Origin of the sequence: Massilia jejuensis (assembly GCF_042656795.1) — a bacterium.
Taxonomy (GTDB): domain Bacteria; phylum Pseudomonadota; class Gammaproteobacteria; order Burkholderiales; family Burkholderiaceae_D; genus Telluria; species Telluria jejuensis.
Window position 1 is genome coordinate 21,188 of record NZ_JBHSMS010000073.1, and the last position, 19,171, is coordinate 40,358.

Here is a 19,171-nt window from a genome sequence, read left to right on the forward strand (position 1 = left end):
AAGCTTGCCGGCCCCGTGTTCCTAACGTTGTCCACGCTACTTGTGCCAGCATCTGCCCAACAGCCGGCAGGGCCCGCGCACCCGGCCGTGACGCCGGAAGTGCAATGGAACCGCGACCTGCTCGGCTCCGGGCGGATCGAGCAGCTTGCCGGCTCGATGGCACAACACAACAAGGCGGCGGAGGCAGCAGTCGATGACTCGATGATCAGCCGGGTCAAAAGATCCCTTCCCACGCTTGACCAGTTCGGCAATTCGCTAAAGTACGGGGCGTTCTCGGCCGTGTCGCCCCAAGGCCCGGAGGTGATCAGCCTGATCCGCACCGTACCGATGCGGGCTGGTAAGGATCGCAACGAGATCCTTGGCAAGCTCTTGAACTTCAGCCGCCAGGGGGTGCCCGAGGCCCAGAATTTCAGCGGATTCGTGTACGAGTACGGCCTGTTCGGCGCGCCACGAAATTTGCAGCTCGCGCGCGAGCACTACCGCGCGGCGGCGTCCCGGCGTTATCAACCCGCCGTCTTCAACTTGGCGAACATGGCCTATGTCGGCAAGGGACAAGCACAGGACGTCGACATGGCACGCGAGCTCGTGCATCAGGCGTTCGCGATCGGCGCCGAGTCCTCTGGCAGGGTTTGCGGGCTGGCCAGCTTCATCGAGTACCGCCGCGGTGACCAGGCCTCCGCGCTGCGGTTAGGGCAATTTTGTTATTCGGGACTCGCACATATCCCGAACGCGGCCTACAACAACCAGCTGCCGCTCACCCAGCGGATCAAGATGCTGCGCGACTCGATAGGCACGGGTGCTCTTGACGGCTACCGCTGGCTCGAACAGATAACCCAGCGGGCGGGACCGGATCGCGAATTCCTCTACTGCAAATACAGGTTGGTGAATCAGCTCCGAGCCAACCCGGTCCGGGCAGACGCCAAGGCGCTCGCGCGCACGTGCTACGAAAGCAGCACGGCGAATCCCGGTGGAAGGAATGCAGATGTTGCCGTTCAGGGAATCGCCTCCTTCGCGGTGACTGAGGTCCGCGCCCTGGAACAGTCGCGCCAGACCAATCGTTTTCACTATTCATGGAGCGTCCCCTACCTGCCGTTCGCGCAGCGCGACGTCGACCTTTACGAACCTGTCATGAAGGAAGCTAAATGATGCGATCGCTTACATGGGTATTTGCTGTGCTGCTTCCGGTATCCGCCGCTGCCCAGATGGCTCCGGATAGTCCGCCAGTCGTCTCGCTGAAAGAGGGGCGCGCCAGTACCGCCTTGCCCGGCTCTCAGGGCGCCCAGCTGGTAGCTCGGAAGATTAAGGAACGAACTGGGAGCCAGGGTGATATTACGGTCGAGTTCGTCCGTATCGTTCGCTTTACCGAGCAGCCCCGCTGCGGCCGCGTCGGCTACACCCTGTATCAGAAGTCTAGCAATACGGCATGGGGCCAGTTCGGTGGCCAGCTGAACGTCTGCGAGGACGGCGGCCCTCCGCTTCGGTTGTGCAAAGGATCTGCTGTCCTGGTACCCGCAAACGCCCAGTGCAAGGACGGCTCATGGCCCGCAGAGACGCTAGAAGTGCAGGCGGCGATGGCGCGCGCGGTCGCCGACGGGAGCCTGACTGGCGAACAGTTCAAAGCGAAATTCGGGGGACGACCGAAGAAAGGCGAGGCGAAAAAATGATGAGTAATCGGATACTGGCCGGCGTTTTCGTGTCGTTCGCGGCGCACGGCACGCTCTTCGCTCAAAACGCACAGACCTTATCGGATGGTAAGGCGTTTGCCGAATCGATCGCCCCGACAGCACCAGGTCAGATCGTCAATCCTGCCGGCGTAAATCCGTCCTCATGGGCGGCTGGTGCAACGGCGATGCCGACCACGATGCCCTCGGGTCTAGGTGCGTTCTCGTCGCCGCTGACCAGCTCTCCGCTTTACGGAACCACGGCAGCACAAGGCGCGCTCTCAGGCCTTGCCAATGCCAAGATCCAAAACTGCAAAAATTATGTGCCAACTGGCGACCCCATCGCGGACCAGGAATGCGCAGCGGTCAAGTTCATGAACAAGGACTGCGTGTCGCTCACCAGTGCGCAGGCGCAGATCACGGGCACGGTGGGCGTGCCGAGCGCCACCGGCGTCAACTGCACGGATACTTACGGCGCCGGCCAGTCGAACTTCGGATACCGCGACGCCATTTCCGCCGCCGACCCTGTTTTCGGCCTCACCCAAAACGCCCAGCACAACGCGTCCGCGACCACGACGCAGACCTGCGTCTCGACCCCGATCGTTACCAAGCCCGCGCAGTACGAAACCAATACCTGCTCTAAAACCGTTAGTACCAACCTGAAGGTCTGCAGCCAGGAACTGGCGGTGGCCGTCACCACCAGCTACACGCCTGCGCAGGTCTCGTATAAATGCAATGGTGGGGTCTTGCAGGGACAGTATTGCGTGAGCACGACCGGTAGCCCGGCGACGGCGACCTATAGCTGCCCCGACGGTGGCGCGTTGAACGGGACCAGTTGTGTATCGCAAACGAGCATACCGGCAACGCCCTACCACTCCTGCCAGTCCGGTGAGCTACAGGGGGATCGCTGTGTGACGTCGGCGCCGGCCGACGGTGTCCCGTCATGCCCACCACCCGAGTGGTCTTACACGCCGGCAGATATCTGGACCCTGACGTACGACTCCAACAATATCGCATGGTGCTCGCATAATCCCACTGACCGCGACGATCCATTCGGTTTCGTTTCCTTTCGCGCAGCGCTCACGTACAAATGCCCGGACGGCGCAGCACTTTCTGGCGATACGTGTACGACCACGACGACCGCCACGCTGAACTACAAATGCGATAACGGCACCCTGTCTGGCAGCAGCTGCTTGACCGACACCAGCACGCCGGCGAGCGTCACCTACACATGCGCCTCCGGCACCCTCTCGGGCAGCCAGTGCGTGACCACCACGAATACGCCACCCGAGACGGTGTATTCGTGCCCCGGGGGCGCCAGTCCTGTCGGTGACCAGTGCATTACTTATTCGACCCAAGTGAGCTGGATTAACAACTGCGCCCCCTACGAGCAAAGTGCCGGGGTTAAACTGGGAGATCCGAAATGATCCGACCGATCGTCGCCGCCATCGCGGCCGCCTGGCTACTCCCCTTTAGTGCCGCTGCCGAAAGCTATCCGCCTGGTGCGTGCAGTCTGGTGCCGGCCTCGCAAACGTGCGTCGACGCGACGCCGTGCAAAACCCTGACCGACGGCCGCATGGTGTGTCTGGCCGGAGCGACGTTGCCGGCCGGGGCGCTACCGCTCACCCATACCTGCTGGAAATACACCTACGAGTACGCCTGCGACGGTGCCGTTCCTGCGAACTCGTGCACCCCCTATGAAAACAATTCGGCCTGCTCGGTCATTACGAGCCTGTGCACCGACCACAAGGAAGAAAACGGTGCGTGCACTGCCTGGAACTTTACCTACAAGTGCCTGACGAGCGCGGCCGAGACAAGTACCCAGCTGGAATGCTCATCGGATCTGTTCGACACAAGCTCCATGACGGCGCCGGCCAATCAAAACAACACGTTCGTGAAGGCGGCCCTGGCGATGGAGATCGCGCGCCAGACGCAGGTGTATGCGGAGCCCAACCAAACCATTTTTAACGGCGTTCCTGAAACATGCACGAAAGGCTATTTTGGGCTCCGTAACTGCTGCACTGGAATACCCGGTGCCACGTCGAATCGCGGCTTCATGCAGAAGATGGCCGGGAACGCGGCCTTCAGTGTGGCCAAGTACGCGGGGGAGAAGCTCATTGATACCGCGTCTCCCTACGTGTTCGACGCGATGTACCAGAACGTCGAATACTTCTCGACCGGTCTCCTGATGTCGGTGCAAACAGCCGAGAGCGTCGTACTTCAGGACATGGGAACCGGCTTCGGCCAAGCGATCGGCACCAATTTCGCGACCCAGGGCGTGACCCTGAGCGCCTATGGTTTCACTTACGGTACCGGCACCCTCAACATGGGATCGGCGCTCCCTGGAACCATGGACCTTTCCAGCACGTTCGGCATGTCCGCCGGCGAAGGCTTCGTCACCTTCAACCCCTATGTGTTCGCCGCCCAGCTCGTCATCCAGTATCTCATGTCGCTTGCCCAGTGCAGCGAGGACGAAATGATGTTCCAGATGCACAAGGGAGCAAACCTGACCCATTTCGTGCGCGAAGAATGCACGAGCAGCGTGCTTGGTGGTTGTGTCGAGCATACGCAGCATCACTGCTCGTTCAATTCGGTGCTGGCGAAGATCATCAACATCCAGGGCAAGACGCAAATGGGGAAGGACGTCGCAGACTGCTCCGGCCTGACGCCAGAGCAGGTCAGCCAGCTCGATTTCACACAAATCAACTTCAGCGAGTTCACAGGCAAGTTGCTCGATGAAGCACAGGCCGGTCTTCCAACCGACGTCAAGGGCAACTACACCCCTGTCGTCGAGAACACCGACAAAGGCGCGCTGCAGAATCCAGGCAACGGCCTAGCCTATCCTCCCGGCGCCGCACCCGTTGCGCCGCCACCACCGACCACCCCCTAGTCGAATGAAAGGCACCCGATGAAAGTCTTCGATTCTTCCCCCGGACTCACGATAGAACAGCCGCGGCGCCGCTGGATCGGCGTCGCCCTCGCGATCGCATGTGCGACCTGCATCGCGCTCGGCTGCAGCCTGTTCTATCAACACACGAGCTATCAAAGCCAGCTCCAAAAGGCCAATCAGGACCTGGCCACTGCGCAGGCGAACGCAGCGGAGCTGCAAACAAAGCTCACAAGCATGACGGGAAAACTTGACGCTGCCGGCTCGACCGTTAACAGTTGCACAAGCAATCTCGCTGCCGAGACGTCGAAAGTCGCCGCATTCGCGAAACAGGCAGCAGCTTGCGAAGTCATCCGGCAAAAACTCCGACTGAAAGGCTAACGATGCGTGCTTTCGCTCTCCTGGTCGCTGGTATTCTTCCGTCCGTCGCTTTCTGCGCTCCTGCCCACTTCGATGTCGGGGACGCCCACATCATCGTCATCCGTCCCGTCGACAGTTGGGATCCGAACAAGACAACTGCCTCGTACTCGCTCGACAGCCTTCGCTCCAAGAATTTCGGCTTCCAATACATAGACGCCTCGGGTGCGAAGATCGTCCCCAGTTCCGGCGGCATGTTCAGGGAGAAGCGGGCAACGCCGTTGTCCGACGAAGTTTTCAAGATCATGGCCGGCAACGGTTTTGGTAACAAAGGTTCGCACGTGTATTTCGTCAGCGGTCCGATCAAGTTGCAGCCGGGCCAGATGGCCGATTTCACGCGCGCGCAGAACCAGCTGTATCGCGCCTCCGTGCATCAGCAAGGCGATCCCGCAAGTATGGGTTCGCGGGTCGCAGCAAAGCAGGCCGCCGGCGTTCTGGCGACGGCTGCGTTGGCCGGATTCGGCGTGCACAAGCTGGGCGATGCGGTCAACCTGTCGCAGTACAGCACCTTGTATTCGGACATTTCAAAACTGACCGGCGGGGCAGGCGCAGCCCTGCTACCCGTACCGCTGCCCGACTTCGACTTCTCGGGTTTCGCCGAAATTGAAGTCAGGCGGGTAACGGACAACGCGGGTCACATCGGAGAGATCGTCATAGCGTATCGCAAGCCGAAAACGGAAGCGAGCGAGCAAGCTGCCTTGGCGCAGGCGATTGCTGCCGCTGGGGGTGTCGGCACCACGCCACCGGAAGTTGAGACCGCGCGCGCCGCCGACTACGCGCAGCGCCTTTCGATCTGGGCGGAGTGCCAAGCGACACCGGGCTGCGTCCAACAATGACTTTCGCGCGCGAAAGCGAGACAGACATGAACAACGACACAGGTAAATTCCGCCGCGTCGCTTCGCGCGGTGCACGAGTGCTCAACTGGGCCACCTTCATCATCCTGTTTATTTGTATCGGTATCGCGGTCACCAATTGAGGAGCAGACAATGTTGCGGATTCACGATGAGGTGTTCGAACTCTCCGACCCCGGCCTGGCCACCGCATTGGCCTCCATTTACGGTACCAAGGTGCGCCCGTTTTGCATCTGTCGAACAGGCGGTGTGGAAATGTACATCGCAAAGATCTCCGGCAAGTATGCGGTAAAGCGCATGCCCAACACCGGTCCTGACCACGCGCCCGACTGCGACTCCTACGAGCCGCCAGCCGAGCTTTCGGGACTTGGTCAGCTGGTCGGAAACGCGATCGACGAAGACGCCGAGGAAGGCCTGACCACGCTAAAGCTCGGGTTTTCCCTGACAAAGGTCGCGGGCAAGAGCGCGCCCTCCCCTGGCACTTCCGAAAAGGACAGCGTCAAAACGGACGGGAACAAGCTTACCCTCCGCGGGACGTTGCACTACCTGTGGGAACAGGCTGGTTTCAACCGATGGTCGCCAGCGATGGAAGGCAAGCGGTCCTGGGCTGTAGTCCGCAAATACCTGCTCTTGGCCGCCGAGAACAAGATGGCCAAGGGAGGTACTCTGCTCGAGCGGCTGTACGTTCCCGAACCGTTCACTGCCGATAAAAAAGCGGAGATCGCGCAGCGCCGCATGTCGCGCCTGGCGAAAGCGTCGGCGCCTGCGGGAGCGACGCGCCAGTTGATGATCGTCGTGGGCGAAGTCGCCGAAATCGGCAAGGCCCGCTTTGGGTTCAAGATTCGATTCAAGCACGTGCCGGACTGCGACTTCATGATGAACGAGGACCTGCACACCCGTCTGCAGAAGCGCTTCGCTACTGAGATCGAGCTGTGGAATTCCAACTCAGCGAACGGGGTTCACCTGATGGCGATCGCAACGGTTGGTGTCGGCCACACCGGTGTTCCCTCATTCGAGGAGATCGCCCTGATGGCCGTCTCGCCCGGCTGGGTCCCGTTCGAGAGCCAATTCGAGCTGATGCTCCTGAATACGCTCGGAGAAAAAAAGCGTCGCTACGTGAAAGGCCTGCGGTACAACCTCGCGTCCACCAGCCCTCTGGCGACTCTCGTGCTGTCGGATACTGAACCGGATCCAACTGCGCTATACGTCGTACCCTTTGGCGCGTCGGAGGACTACCTGCAGGAGCTGGATCAGCTCATCGAGAATAGCAAACTGCCTTCCTGGAAGTGGGAGCCGGGAACTGCGGAGCTGCCCGCATTTCCTTCTGCGACTGCCCTAAAACCGTACCGGAAACAGCCAGCACTTCCTCCAGTCGAAAGTGGAATATAGACGAATAGAACGACACTTCCGCGAACGCGCGCTTCCACCCACAGCGCCCCCTTGGACCAGCTACTTGCAAGTCTTTACGGGAGGTGCTGCATTCGTTTCGCCGCTAAAATAGAAATAGGGTCTCTTTCGACCATGTCTCTGGGAAGTTCCATTGCTGTCCCGAGAGTCTGCACTACCAAGTCTTCCGGGTCATCGAATGAAGGATGCCATGGCCACGAGGTTGTCGAACTGGTTTCCAATGAACCACTCCGTACATGAGACAGATTTATGAGCGTGTCTGGTAGTACGCCGGGTAGGTTGATCTCTCGATGTTTGCCCCTTCGATCTTATTCCAGAAGCTAGCATTAAGCGCTTCCTCGACGGTGAACAGGCAAACAAACTTCTCTTCGTCAAAATCGTAGGTAACTGTCTCAATTCCTGGCATTAGTTCGCCCTTGTCCGTCTCCCAAAGCCATGCGCTGATGCCTTGCTTGAACTGCATACCGACCGTTGGCACGAACGGTAGCTCTAGATCATCTCGGACGTACAAGGCTACTACTTCGCCCTTCTTCACTTGTCGCACTAGCAGTTGCACTTTATGCAAATTCATATTTCCTCCATGTCAATAGTGATGCAATTACTGCACTGGTTAGAAATCAAGCAACGACCGTAGCTACTTACCTTTGTTCTTCCGACTGCCCGAACAGCAATTTTCCGATCCACCAGACTGATTGGCCGAAGTTAGAAATAAGCTGCTCACCTTGCCTCAAAGACGAACGACCCTCATCTATTCCGGCCAGCTTTAACGCGTCTTTAATTTTGGAACTGGTCGGATGTGCATCACCCAGTCGCATGTCATAAGCACCAGCAATCGGACCAAGCACGAGGCGAGCTTTTTCAAGGCCAACCTTCTGAGCCAAGATATCCTGAAGAAGCTTGATCGAACCAAGCTTCTCGCGGTCCGCATGAGTTGAGAGATTGCGAAGCGTACGGACATCAAGTCGCTCGGTGAACACGCGGACAATATCCTTTGCCAACCTCAGCAATGAAGCTTCATTCGTGCTCACGAAACGAGAAACTTGTTGCATTACTGCCCTATCGTCTATGTCGTGAGTGTACAGGTCAACATTGAAGTTCTGGCGAAAACCCGCCTGTAGCAAACGCATGCAAACGAATAGCAATTCTTCTACAGCGCGTGTAGTCGCAGGTTCAACTTTCACCTGCAACGCTAACAATTCACCAGACACTTTCCCATCGGGAACAACATTATGAGCAGCCCAAATGTGTTGCTCCCACGGGGCAAGGCGAGCAACGTCATGAGCATAGATGGTCATTAAATCTGAGGAGTTAATCCCAAAGTGGACTACATGACCAGATGTGGAATGAATGCCACCTGTTTCAGCCGTAGCCCAACTCAGGGAAAAGCCACGATGGTTGAGAAGCTCGTTCACAATGGCGGGACGAAACCAGAGCCATCGGCCAACCTCTTCGTGATTGAGGTCGGCAGACGCCACTCGTGTCCCGTCGGTCTCGACGATGAATTGAGGCAGATTCTTTTCGTCATCCCCCCGGACACGCACACTCTGCCCTTGATGTTCAATCCATTCGTTCCGAAAGAATTCGCTCTCTACCCGGACTCCGCTGTAACCGCTGCGATGGCCCTGAGCTTGCTCGTAGTCGGTATTGTCATTGTGTTCCGGCCCCATCACCGGAGCGTCTTCATCCTCGTCAACATCCGTTCGCCATACCCGGAACGAAGACCAACTGCCCCCATAAACGTGATCCAAGTCGCGTATCAAAAGCTCAAACTGTCCACCGTCTCTTTCCTCTTCGTGATCCTCTAAGCTCTCGTACGCACTACCTACCAATGCTGCAACATTCTCAACTCGTTGGCGGAGGTACGACAGGCGAAGCGAAAGATTCCTGGCCGCCAAATAATCCATCAGGAATTCTCGTTTGATTTCGATTAGGTTATGATTCCCTTGCTCATCAAAGGCTTCACGCGCCACGACAACGAAGTCTTCTTCCGGTCTCACCCAATTCTGTCCATCTTTTACTAGATGCATAGCAATAACTAGATCGGGATTCAGAATCCAGAGCGTACCCCCGACCACCGGCTGAGGATGCTCGAAGACGAGTTGAACCCCGATTGGTTCTTTATCGTTGTATTGGTACTGTTCAACAGAGGCGTAGTAGCCGTCCTCGTAAGCGTACGGTGTCCCACCTCGACCGATTCCAATGTCGCTCCACGTTAGCGTCTCAGCGAATTCCCGCTGCTCCTGCGGGAACGCAACGGAGCCACATCCGAAATACTCGCTAACGTAGGCAACATCCTTCACGTTGCCTTTCTCGTTCTCACGGGATTCCCTCAGAGGAATCCAAGTCGCGCTTGAGAACGATCGGCGCGTTTCCTTTGTTTGGAGAATCCAGTCCTTGTCCATTCCAAACCTCTATACAGTTGGTGAATTTCATATTTCCGTCAAAGAGCCTACATCACGGCATTTTCCATAGCTGAGCGCTAACTGGTTACTGCGCTGTTGAGACCGATAGCATACGTTGAGTCTGCCGTTTGGTCGACAAACTGGTAACAATCGACCGTTTGTGAACAGGTCTGTTGCCAACCGCTGAGATATGTTCATAAAATATGCCTTTGTCTTTTGCACATGTTCACATGTAAACTGAGCGTTATTGGACACTAATAGACACATGTGGAGAGCAAAATGGCGGTTTTCGGGTACGGTCGTGTAAGTACAAAGGAACAGCAGAGTGAGAATCAGCGCCTGGAGCTTGTGCGCGCCGGTTACGACGTGTCCTACTGGTTCGCCGACGAGGGTGTAAGCGGCAAGGTGCCTGCGATGCAGCGCGCGCAGTTCCGCATCCTGCTCGATAAGATCCGCGATGGTGAGACCCTGGTGGTGTCCAAGCTCGATCGCCTTGGCCGGGATGCCCAGGACATCGGCGCGACGATCAAGATGCTGGCCGCACGCCGCATCGAGGTCATCGTCCTGCAGCTAGGCAAACTGGACCTGACGTCCTCTGCCGGCAAGTTGATGCTGACCATGCTGGCGGCGATGGCTGAGATGGAGCGTGATTTGCTGGTCGAGCGTACCCAATCCGGCCTGGCACGGGCGAAGGCCGAGGGCAAGACCTTGGGGCGCCCAGCGAGTACGACGGATGAGCAGCGCGCGGCGATGATTTCACGGTTCAAGACAGGCGAGTCGATCAGCGCCTTGGCCCGGGATTACGACGTCTCGCGTGCCAGCGTGATGCGTATCGTGAAACCGAGTGCCATAGGCTCCGCTGCTGCTTGAATCCCAAAGTGCCCAAGGCCCTTTTTTAACGTCGAGGGAAGGTACTTGCTGCACTGGTTCGTAGCGATGCGAGTTTTGAGTTCGACTAAGAGGGTGTAGACAAAATCAAACTCGATAAGCCAGTCTATTGAGTAGCATACGCGCCTCCGCCAGCCACACCCAAGCGGCGGAGATATCGAGTTTGCGGTCGTGATGCATTACCGTCCGCCGCCAGCGTTCGGTCCACGCATGGGTACGTTCGACGACCCAGCGTTTTGGCTGAATCAGAAAGGCCACGTTACCTCCGCCGGCCGGTACGACAACTTGTTTCGAAGCGTGCAAGGTTCCCGTTGTACGATTCTCGGGATGCCGTACGACTTCGACGCGGATGCGGTGTCGCTGCTCGATGTCGCGAGCGCACTTACCGCTATAGGCACTGTCGGTGTAGAGCTTTTCAAGCCCTGGCGCCTTCGTGCACGCTTGGGCAACCACAGCGGCGGCAGCGTCTCGATCCTGCACGCTGGCGGCTGTAACAGTAAGAGCGATGACCAGGCCCATCGTATCGACGACGAGGTTGCGCTTTCGACCTTTGATCTTCTTGGCTGCATCGAAACCGCTCTCACCACCCTGCGGCGAGGCGCGATTGGATTGCGCATCAATGACAGCCGCTGTCGGCTCACCCGAGCGCCCCATGCGTGCACGCCATTGCTGGCGCAACCGATCCTGCATTTGCTCGAACACGCCTGCTGCGGCCCAACGCGCGAAGGCTTTATAGACGGCTTGCCAAGGTGGGAATGTAGGGGGCAATAGTCGCCAGGCGCAACCTGTGCGTAATACGTAGGAGCAGGCATCGACCAACCCCCGCCGGCTGTAGTGCGCCGGCGTGCCTCGCTGACCTGGCGTGCGCTCGAACAGGTCAGCAACCAATTCCCATTCGGCGTCAGTCAAATTTGTACTGTACGTAGGAACATCTTCGCGCCGGTGCGCGGCCGTGTAACCATAGCGCTTGGGACCTTTTGCCGCCGTGGTGAACACCCGTCGAATCGGCTTGAGCCGTACTATGCCTTGTGCCCGTAGTGCACGGCGGATCGTCGCTGTACACACGTGTACGCCGCAGCGGTGATGCAACTCGTCAGCAATCTCTTGCAGACTAGCTTGGGCACGCTCCGTCACGATATCGTGTAGGGCTGCAATATGCTCAGGCTTCAATGCTGGCGGCCTGCCGCCAGCATTGGCCTGCGGCTGCGAGTCGGGGAGAGATTTTGTTGCCATGGCATCCTCCTTCCACACCCAAGAAGCATGCCACAGTTAAGTTATTGATTTCGTCAACACCCTGTAAGAACGCCTAACAAAACCCTCTAGTTGCTCAGTAGGCAACAGCCGAGTACACTGAGCAGTGCCGACCGTCCGCTATCGGCCTATTGCGTTGAAAAACTCGCGGACAAGAGCAGACCTGATTAAGTAACTGTACAGGAAAGAATCGCGGCGTAGCCAACGCTGTGTTCGCTTAACTCATCGCTAGTTTGATGTCTTGTTTTGGCAGAAGCAGCTTTTTGGCCATTCGCCGAAGGTTTTGGGCCGTTGCCGCTAAAAGAAACTCATCATGGGCACCGCTGGGGCCACGCAAGCGTAATTGGCCGAGTTTAAGGATGCGTTTGAGGTGGGCAAACAGCATCTCTACCTTCTTTCGTTCACGGCGTGACTGGCGGTAAGCTTCTGTCTTGCCGATAGCGCGAGCGATATCGCGTGCAGGCTCCTGCGGGCTGCGGTCGATCTTTCGGGCGACCATGTTGGGGCAGCACTTCGGTTTCAACTCGCAAACCTGGCAGTCGTACACACTGGCCCGATAGCGAAACGGTGTTTTCGCCTGGCCTCGCCGGGGCGGCCTGAGATGGTTGCCGGCAGGGCAAACATATTGGTTGTTTTCGACGTCGAAGATGAAATCGGTACGGCTAAAAGTGCCGTCGTGATGCTCTGATTTATCCCACACTGGAACGTGCGGGACGATCCCTTTTTCATCAACCAGCCACCCTAACATTGCGGCGATACCGTAGTTCGTATCGCCCACCAGTCGCCGCGGTTTGATGGCGAACTTTTCCTCGACACGATCGATCATCATTTTGGTCGCTTCGACCTCGGCCATTTTATTCACGGCCGATGCCTCGACGTCGACGATCAGTCCCGCTTTCAAATCGATCAGGTAATTTGTCGAGTAAGCAAAAATAGCCGGCCCGGCAGCGGCAGTCCAGGTCGATGCTGGATCGGTGAGCGATATTCTTTTCGGCACGGGCGCCACTGGATTTGCCTGCTCCAATGCGGCCAAATATTCACGCACTGGCCGGCTTGCCTGCTCGGGATCACCCCAGTCGATACTGGCATTTCCTGGGCAAGAGCGGTGACGGTGGGCGTCAGCCCTGATCATGCTGGCATCGGTCGCAAAACCCTCTCCTTGCACCAGGCCTTCGGCCATGCAGCGTCGAAGCACCGAATCGAACAGTTGGCGAAAGGCGTCGTGATCGCGGAAGCGACCATGCCGATTCTTCGAGAAGCTCGAGTGATCCGGCACCTTGTCTTTCAGGCCGAGACGACAGAACCAGCGGTACGCGAGGTTCATGCTCACTTCTTCGCACAGTCGCCGCTCCGACCGAATTCCGTAGCAGTAGCCGATGATGAGCATGCGGGCCATCAGCTCGGGATCGATCGATGGCCGGCCGGTATGGCTGTATGAATCAGCAAGATTCGCGCGAAATTTGCTGAGGTCGAGGTAGCGGTCTACCGCCCTCAACAAGTGGTCTTCGGGAACATATTCGTCTAGACTGACCGACACGAACAGCTCCCGCTTCGTTGCCTGGCGTCCCATCATCGCAATCTCCTTATTCTTGACCTGTTAGACACCAACAGGCTAGAGAGATCGCGAACTCAAGCGGACTTTTTCAACGCAATAGGCCAATAGCGGACGTCAGGTAGTGACATACCTGCATCCGTCGAAAATGGTCTTGCCGGTGTTCGACGACGCAATAAAAAGCCGCCAAGGATGCAGGAACCGGGCTTTGGCGAGTCTGGGCTGATCGGGCAGGAAGCAGGGACAGGGGGGGCATTGCACTTCTTTCCCCTGCGTCACCCTGGCAGCATCGACGATTGCGTGTCACCAATGGCGACCAGTTGATGATATAGCTGCGGTATCATTCGGGATGTCTACTCATAAAAAATTGCTTGCCGCTACGGTCACAGAGTCCTTGGAGCATCTGAGAACCGTGTACGGCGAACACACTAATCTCGTGTGCGTTGTTCGCTTGGAGGATGCCTTAGCGGCCTTGGACAACGGTGTAGATGCTGTTATTTGCAACGTCCATTTTGACGACGGGGCCTTGTTTGATCTGCTCAGAACCGTGCGCGCCCACAAAACTGCACGCGATATACCGTTCATTGTCATCGATGCTTCGTCTACAACGACATCACCTGCGATAACGCAGAGCATCAAGATCGCGAGTACGGCACTTGGTGCGAATGATGTGATCCAGATATCGAAGTGGATTGCAGAGATGGGGATTGGCGCAGCTGTTCTCAGGACTCGCGCTATCGTGCTCGGTTACTTGGGGCATGAACCTGCGTAACTCATGACTGTTCAGACGCATCTGCAGTTTCTTTATGAGTCATGCGCGGAGGCTACAGGAGCTGGACCTGGCGCCACGCCGTGATTTAAAGCTGTGCCAGAACTCTTGAGGTGACCCTAGTGCGGCTGTTCATGTGACCAGGTAACGACAACCGCGCGTTCGGTGAGGTCCTCATCAGCCATAGAATACCGAGTACGTTCTTCAGCCGTGAGCGTGACAATTTGGAATTGATCAGGCGCTTCCTTCGTCAGGCTAATCCATTCATCACGAGAGACTTGTTGACCCGTAGCGGCTGGTACCCCTCTCCAGAGACCTGTCTCCCCATCTGCCACTACCTTGTAGAGTTCGAGCATTTTGGCCATGGGAAGGTTTGATTGTGATGATTTCGGGATAATGACGGGCTAGAGTATGAAGCATCAGGTGTCTTGTCAATCCGTACTTTCCTCGAGGTCTTCGATCCCGCCCGTAGTGATTCACGGGAACGCTTAGCATTGCTATTGAGTGGGCAGCTGAAACGGGGGATACGACTGCACCAGCATCCATCCACCTATTCAGCTAGGCGAAACGCTGGGAAAATATAGTGGAATCCTGACGGGGCATCCGCGCCAAGATGAGACACGCTGATTAGCTACGCTCGTGTGTGCTTTCGACGAACTAAAGCGCTTGGCTGTGTAAATCGGCAAATGCACAGGAAGGCTAGAAAGGAAGGTCATGCACGAGCTGTAGGACAGCGCCGACATTCGCCGGCTTGGTCAAATGTTTGTCGAAGCCTGCTGCAACAACGCGCGTCCTTGTTTCAGCGTCATTCCAGCCCGTGAGCGCCGATATATAAATCTTAGCTAAGCCGGGTTCGGCGCGCAGTGCGACGGCGACTTCATACCCATCCATTTGCGGCATGCCTAGATCCAGGAACACGATCTCAGGCTGGAAGGATTTGGCGAGAAGAAGGCCCTCCATACCGCTGTTAGCGACAGCGGTATTGTGTCCGTGCGCCGAGATGAGCATCGATAGAAGCAACGCGGCATCGAAATTGTCGTGAATAATCAGGACGCGGCGTTTCAGGGTAGCGCTTTCTGTGCTCATAAATGTTCGATATATTTAGTGCCCATGAAATGCATCGAGGCTGCAAGTTATCGTAAATTTACCATATCTTTAAATTCACAATTGGCATAATTAAAGTCGAGCATTCTCTCGATCATGTTAGGCCGTGAGGTTTATAAGCTTTCGAGAATGACCTGCAAATCCTGAAGCTTATAGGGCTTTGGCAGTGAGTGCGACGGAAAACTTAAATGCTCCACGACGCCATACCCAGAGGTGAACACTATTTTCAAGTTTGCATCTGACGCGATTGCCTGCCGTGCGAGTTCTTTACCGCTCATACCGGGCAACCCCACGTCGGTCAATAGGATATCGATGTGCTTCTCACGCATTCGGTTCAAGGCTTCTTCGCCCGATACGGCACTCAATGCCGTGTAACCCAATGCCTGCAATAATTCGCAGAGCATTTGCCGCGCATCGTCGTTGTCTTCAACCACTAGGATGGTTTTCGGTCCAGTCAGCACAGGAAGCACACGATTGGCCCCTTGCAGCTTGGGTTCCTGTGGAGGGTTCAGTGGCTCTCCCGGAACCACCAATAGCGAACGAATTTTTTTTGCAAGATCTTCGCGCCGATAAGGCTTGCTGATCAGCTCGACGCCCGCATCCAGTCGTCCGCCGTGAACAATCGCATTCTGCGTATACCCGGAGGTGAACAATATCTCAATGCCGGGATGAAGTTCCCTGGCCTGTCGGGCAAGGTCGGTGCTGCGCACCGGGCCAGGCATTACCACGTCGGTGAACAGGAGGTCGACCGGAATTCCGCTTTGCAGCACATTCAATCCGCCCTGGCCATCGCTGGCCTTGAGTACAACATAGCCGAGCTCGGACAGAATGTCGACAACGGTCGTGCGTACGGCCGGATCGTCCTCGACAACCAAGATAGTCTCCTTGCCACCGACCGTAGGCAGGCGCCTCAAATCGGTTACCTCCGCCTCCACTTGGTGAATCCTTGGCAGGTACACCTTGATTGTAGTTCCGATGCCCGGCTCGCTATAAATCTTGATGTGGCCTGACGACTGCTTGACGAAGCCATACGCCATGCTTAAGCCCAGGCCGGTCCCCTGACCTTCGGGTTTAGTCGTGTAAAAGGGTTCGAAAGCGTGTGCCGCTACCTCTGGCGGCATGCCCCCGCCAGTATCGGAGATGGCCAGCATGACGTACTGGCCGGCTGAGGCGTCGGCGTTGGTGTGGGCATAGTGATCGTCAAGCAGCGCATTGCCCAGCTCAATCGTCAGCCGGCCCCGGCCGTCCATGGCGTCGCGCGCATTGATCGCTAGGTTGAGAATGACATTTTCGAGATGGTTGCGATCAACCATTGCCGTCCACAGGCCGCCGCCGATCACCGTCTCGATCTCAATGGTCTCGCCGAGCGCACGGCGCAACAGGCCATCCATTTCGCGCACGATACGCACTAGGTTCGTTGGCAGCGGCTTGAGTGGCTGCTTGCGCGCGAAGGCCAGTAGTTGCGATGCCAGCTTAGCGCCGCGCTCGACGGCCGTAGCAGCCATTTCTAATCGGTCTCTCACCGTCGTCGCGCCGTGGAACTGTTCCTTCAGCAAATCGAGGTTGCCGCCGATGACTTGCAAAATATTGTTGAAGTCGTGCGCCACGCCGCCCGTCAGCTTGCCCAAGGACTCAAGCTTCTGCGCCTGATGCAAGGCTTGCTCGACGTTCCTGAGGGAGGCAGTCCGTTCCTCGACCATGCGCTCGAGTTGAATCAACATCGAGCCGGTCATGCGATGCTCTTCGCGTTCGACTTCAAGCAAGCGGTGACGTTCGGAGGTGTCGCGGATCACGAGCGTCACACCTACGAGTCTTTGTTGCCGGTCGTACACTGCCGAGCAGCCGACCTCGAGGAACATGGATTCGTCCCTATACTGGTAGACAAGCTCACACCGCACCGTACCGGCGCGCTCCACGCTGGCCACAGCCGAACCGAGTTCGGCCGACCAGAACGGCAAGCGCGCAAGCTCCGTACCCAGCAGCTTTGTTCCATCCAGGCCGAGCAATTGCAGCACGCTCGCGTTCCAATACAGCACCCTTCCATTTTTATCTGCAGCGATGATACTTTCGCCTGCCTGAGCTAGGAAGTTGGCCAAATAATGCTCGGACATCATGTGCCGCGACTCGTCGACGTCCGCAACCGTTCTTGCCGCCAGTTTGAGGTTGGCGCGATCAAGCGTCATGCGCAGTTTAGTGCGCTTGCGCGTCGCCGCAACGGCGTTTTCGACTTGATGCGGCAGGGAGGCATCGCCGTCCTCGCTTAAAGACCAGTGAAAGCCGAGCATCGGGGCATGACTCAACGCCTTGCGGAATTGCTCGATCCCCTCCTGGCGCTGGACAAACAGAATATGGGTGTCCGCCCACATGGCGCGCAGACCACGTCCGATGCCAACGGGGTGCGTGAGGTCCGGGCCGAGGATCACGATTACTGGCGCTCCCTCCTTCTCCCCGACGTCGCGCGCCCATTCGAGCACTTCCTTTTCCGAACCGATGGTGGCGCGCAAATCGCATTGAGCAGCAACCTGCTCGAGCTGGGCGGTCGACGGGGCGCCGGCGTGGGCGACGATGAGTGCGCTTTTGAAATCCACCGATGGCCTTTACAACAGCGGTAAGCCCAACAGGGCTCGGCCGGTCCATGTGCGCAATATGTCGGTGGTCGGCGACATCACGTGACTAGCGCGCGCATCGCGCATTATCTGCGCGACCCGGCTGTTTTCCCGGTAGGCCGAGCCGCCACAGATAGTCATTGCATCGTTCGCAACCCGCACGGCGGTGTCGCCCGCATCAGCTTTGCAGGACAGCAGAAAAGGAAGCGCATCGGCCAACCCCAGATCGGCGCGGCGCGCGGCCTCGCGCACTAAAGCTCGCGTCTTTTCGACCGACATCCACATGTCAGCATAGCGTGTCTGCAGTGTCTCGATCTCGGCGAGCGATTGCCCAGAATGACTGAAGCGGCGCGAGCGCAAGTGCGCGCCGGCAGCGTCCAGCGCAGCTTGTGCGACACCCAGATAAGTGCCGGCCATAGCCATTAAGAAATACGGCGCCACCACTTCGAACACATACCAGACCTGATCCCCCTGAGTGCCCAGCAGGTTCTGCAGGGGAACCCGCGTATTCTGAAAAGCTAGCCCACGCGAGGAGTTACCGCGCATGCCGAAACCATCCCACGGCGCTAACCACTGCGTGTTCGCCGTGTCCGCATCGACGATCAAGCAGCTGAAGTCTCCAGTGTCATCCTCATCCGACTGGGCTACTGTGGATACCACATACGAATCCGCGTGACCGCCATTTGTTATGAACTGCTTGGTGCCGTTCACCACGAACTCACCGGCTTCGACCTGCAGGCTGGTCTGAGGCAGGTAAAAGTGGCTACCGCTGCCACTTTCTGACAGCGCCAGGGTGGTCATGTGCCTACCAGCCGCGATGGGGCGCAAATAGGCTTCCTCATGGAAAGCAGTCGCTTTCGCTGCAATCACCGCCGTGCCGACGCAATGCATACCGAAACACAAGGCCGAGGATGGGCAGGCGGCGCCAATTGATTCAGTCAGCATGCTTAGCGCAAGCAGGCCTTGACCATGTCCACCAAAGGCCGCCGGAACCTGCAGCCCAAACAGTCCCGCAGCCGCCAAGGCGCTCATGGAATGCTCCGGCCAGATACCTTCTCTGTCGACGCGCTCCGCATAGGGAGCGATGTCGGCTTGGACAATGGTATTAGTGAGGGTCAGTAACTCAGGAATTTTGGAGTGAACGAAGTTGTCCATGGAATGGAATCAAAGGGGGTTCGGGATCGCCATGGCACGGGCAACGAAGAAAAGGAATTATATCGTGTATAGAAAAATACACGCCAGAGACATGCGTACGGGACGGTACAGAGCATTGGGAAATTTCACTGTGGCCTGTCAAGGTGTTGAACGACCGTATATGGACTCCTCCTCGTTTGCAAACAATCCGTCGTCAGGCTGTGAGGTACGACTGCTCACGT

General features: G+C 57.4%; 16 protein-coding genes. 9 read left to right on the top strand and 7 right to left on the bottom strand.

The window, feature by feature from the left end:
• Positions 1-87: 87 nt before the first annotated feature.
• The 7 genes from ACFPOU_RS20835 to ACFPOU_RS20865 all read left to right on the top strand — a co-directional run bounded on the left by ACFPOU_RS20835 (position 88) and on the right by ACFPOU_RS20865 (position 7,205).
• The gene (locus tag ACFPOU_RS20835; RefSeq protein WP_379725927.1) at positions 88-1,146 is read left to right on the top strand and encodes an SEL1-like repeat protein; all 1,059 of its coding nucleotides are present in this window, start codon (positions 88-90) and stop codon (positions 1,144-1,146) included.
• Positions 1,143-1,664 (top strand): hypothetical protein, encoded by a 522-nt coding sequence (locus ACFPOU_RS20840; protein ID WP_379725930.1) that lies wholly within the window; start codon positions 1,143-1,145, stop codon positions 1,662-1,664. The genes ACFPOU_RS20835 and ACFPOU_RS20840 overlap by 4 nt, the downstream gene beginning before the upstream one ends.
• A complete protein-coding gene (locus ACFPOU_RS20845) occupies positions 1,661-3,088 on the top strand; it encodes a hypothetical protein (RefSeq protein ID WP_379725933.1) in 1,428 nt (475 codons plus the stop codon). Before ACFPOU_RS20840 ends, ACFPOU_RS20845 begins: the two co-directional genes overlap by 4 nt.
• Positions 3,085-4,551, top strand: coding sequence for a conjugal transfer protein TraN (gene traN, locus ACFPOU_RS20850; RefSeq protein ID WP_379725936.1), 1,467 nt, complete (start codon positions 3,085-3,087; stop codon positions 4,549-4,551). Before ACFPOU_RS20845 ends, traN begins: the two co-directional genes overlap by 4 nt.
• Before the next feature lie 18 nt (positions 4,552-4,569).
• Positions 4,570-4,929, top strand: a complete 360-nt coding sequence (locus ACFPOU_RS20855; protein WP_379725939.1) for a hypothetical protein — start codon at positions 4,570-4,572, stop codon at positions 4,927-4,929.
• Positions 4,930-4,931: 2 nt separating this feature from the next.
• Positions 4,932-5,801 carry a hypothetical protein gene (locus tag ACFPOU_RS20860; protein ID WP_379725942.1) on the top strand — a complete coding sequence of 290 codons (870 nt, stop codon included), beginning with the start codon at positions 4,932-4,934 and terminating at the stop codon, positions 5,799-5,801.
• A gap of 150 nt (positions 5,802-5,951) precedes the next feature.
• The gene (locus tag ACFPOU_RS20865; protein ID WP_379725945.1) at positions 5,952-7,205 is read left to right on the top strand and encodes a DUF1173 domain-containing protein; all 1,254 of its coding nucleotides are present in this window, start codon (positions 5,952-5,954) and stop codon (positions 7,203-7,205) included.
• Between the two features lie 265 nt (positions 7,206-7,470).
• Here ACFPOU_RS20865 and ACFPOU_RS20870 read toward each other — a convergent pair whose 3' ends face one another.
• Positions 7,471-7,794, bottom strand: coding sequence for a hypothetical protein (locus ACFPOU_RS20870; RefSeq protein ID WP_379725948.1), 324 nt, complete (start codon positions 7,792-7,794; stop codon positions 7,471-7,473).
• Between the two features lie 67 nt (positions 7,795-7,861).
• Positions 7,862-9,625 carry a hypothetical protein gene (locus ACFPOU_RS20875; RefSeq protein ID WP_379725951.1) on the bottom strand — a complete coding sequence of 588 codons (1,764 nt, stop codon included), beginning with the start codon at positions 9,623-9,625 and terminating at the stop codon, positions 7,862-7,864.
• A gap of 279 nt (positions 9,626-9,904) precedes the next feature.
• On the opposite strand from ACFPOU_RS20875, the gene ACFPOU_RS20880 reads away from it, so the two are divergent.
• A complete protein-coding gene (locus ACFPOU_RS20880; RefSeq protein WP_379725954.1) occupies positions 9,905-10,495 on the top strand; it encodes a recombinase family protein in 591 nt (196 codons plus the stop codon).
• A gap of 105 nt (positions 10,496-10,600) precedes the next feature.
• On the opposite strand, the gene ACFPOU_RS20885 is transcribed toward ACFPOU_RS20880, so the two are convergent.
• Entirely contained in the window at positions 10,601-11,746 is a 1,146-nt protein-coding gene (locus tag ACFPOU_RS20885) for an IS5 family transposase (protein WP_379725957.1), read from the bottom strand.
• Positions 11,747-11,981: 235 nt separating this feature from the next.
• On the bottom strand, positions 11,982-13,337 hold the full coding sequence (locus tag ACFPOU_RS20890; RefSeq protein ID WP_379725960.1) for a transposase: 1,356 nt from the start codon (positions 13,335-13,337) through the stop codon (positions 11,982-11,984).
• A 328-nt stretch (positions 13,338-13,665) separates the two neighbouring features.
• Between ACFPOU_RS20890 and ACFPOU_RS20895 the strand changes: the two genes are divergently transcribed.
• The gene (locus ACFPOU_RS20895) at positions 13,666-14,088 is read left to right on the top strand and encodes a PleD family two-component system response regulator (protein ID WP_379725963.1); all 423 of its coding nucleotides are present in this window, start codon (positions 13,666-13,668) and stop codon (positions 14,086-14,088) included.
• Between the two features lie 696 nt (positions 14,089-14,784).
• Here ACFPOU_RS20895 and ACFPOU_RS20900 read toward each other — a convergent pair.
• The 3 genes from ACFPOU_RS20900 to ACFPOU_RS20910 all read right to left on the bottom strand — a co-directional run bounded on the left by ACFPOU_RS20900 (position 14,785) and on the right by ACFPOU_RS20910 (position 18,950).
• Positions 14,785-15,171 carry a response regulator gene (locus ACFPOU_RS20900; RefSeq protein ID WP_379725966.1) on the bottom strand — a complete coding sequence of 129 codons (387 nt, stop codon included), beginning with the start codon at positions 15,169-15,171 and terminating at the stop codon, positions 14,785-14,787.
• Between the two features lie 131 nt (positions 15,172-15,302).
• The gene (locus tag ACFPOU_RS20905; protein ID WP_379725969.1) at positions 15,303-17,777 is read right to left on the bottom strand and encodes a response regulator; all 2,475 of its coding nucleotides are present in this window, start codon (positions 17,775-17,777) and stop codon (positions 15,303-15,305) included.
• A gap of 9 nt (positions 17,778-17,786) precedes the next feature.
• A complete protein-coding gene (locus ACFPOU_RS20910) occupies positions 17,787-18,950 on the bottom strand; it encodes an acyl-CoA dehydrogenase family protein (RefSeq protein WP_379725972.1) in 1,164 nt (387 codons plus the stop codon).
• Positions 18,951-19,171 lie beyond the last annotated feature (221 nt).

What these genes read in the sequence shown, in the direction of transcription:
- ACFPOU_RS20840 (WP_379725930.1), top strand. Translation starts at nt 1,143, where the DNA reads ATGATGCGATCGCTTACATGGGTATTTGCTGTGCTGCTTCCGGTATCC.
- ACFPOU_RS20845 (WP_379725933.1), top strand. Translation starts at nt 1,661, where the DNA reads ATGATGAGTAATCGGATACTGGCCGGCGTTTTCGTGTCGTTCGCGGCG.
- traN (WP_379725936.1), top strand. Translation starts at nt 3,085, where the DNA reads ATGATCCGACCGATCGTCGCCGCCATCGCGGCCGCCTGGCTACTCCCC.
- ACFPOU_RS20855 (WP_379725939.1), top strand. Translation starts at nt 4,570, where the DNA reads ATGAAAGTCTTCGATTCTTCCCCCGGACTCACGATAGAACAGCCGCGG.
- ACFPOU_RS20860 (WP_379725942.1), top strand. Translation starts at nt 4,932, where the DNA reads ATGCGTGCTTTCGCTCTCCTGGTCGCTGGTATTCTTCCGTCCGTCGCT.
- ACFPOU_RS20865 (WP_379725945.1), top strand. Translation starts at nt 5,952, where the DNA reads ATGTTGCGGATTCACGATGAGGTGTTCGAACTCTCCGACCCCGGCCTG.
- ACFPOU_RS20870 (WP_379725948.1), bottom strand. Translation starts at nt 7,794, where the DNA reads ATGAATTTGCATAAAGTGCAACTGCTAGTGCGACAAGTGAAGAAGGGC.
- ACFPOU_RS20875 (WP_379725951.1), bottom strand. Translation starts at nt 9,625, where the DNA reads ATGGACAAGGACTGGATTCTCCAAACAAAGGAAACGCGCCGATCGTTC.
- ACFPOU_RS20880 (WP_379725954.1), top strand. Translation starts at nt 9,905, where the DNA reads ATGGCGGTTTTCGGGTACGGTCGTGTAAGTACAAAGGAACAGCAGAGT.
- ACFPOU_RS20885 (WP_379725957.1), bottom strand. Translation starts at nt 11,746, where the DNA reads ATGGCAACAAAATCTCTCCCCGACTCGCAGCCGCAGGCCAATGCTGGC.
- ACFPOU_RS20890 (WP_379725960.1), bottom strand. Translation starts at nt 13,337, where the DNA reads ATGATGGGACGCCAGGCAACGAAGCGGGAGCTGTTCGTGTCGGTCAGT.
- ACFPOU_RS20895 (WP_379725963.1), top strand. Translation starts at nt 13,666, where the DNA reads ATGTCTACTCATAAAAAATTGCTTGCCGCTACGGTCACAGAGTCCTTG.
- ACFPOU_RS20900 (WP_379725966.1), bottom strand. Translation starts at nt 15,171, where the DNA reads ATGAGCACAGAAAGCGCTACCCTGAAACGCCGCGTCCTGATTATTCAC.
- ACFPOU_RS20910 (WP_379725972.1), bottom strand. Translation starts at nt 18,950, where the DNA reads ATGGACAACTTCGTTCACTCCAAAATTCCTGAGTTACTGACCCTCACT.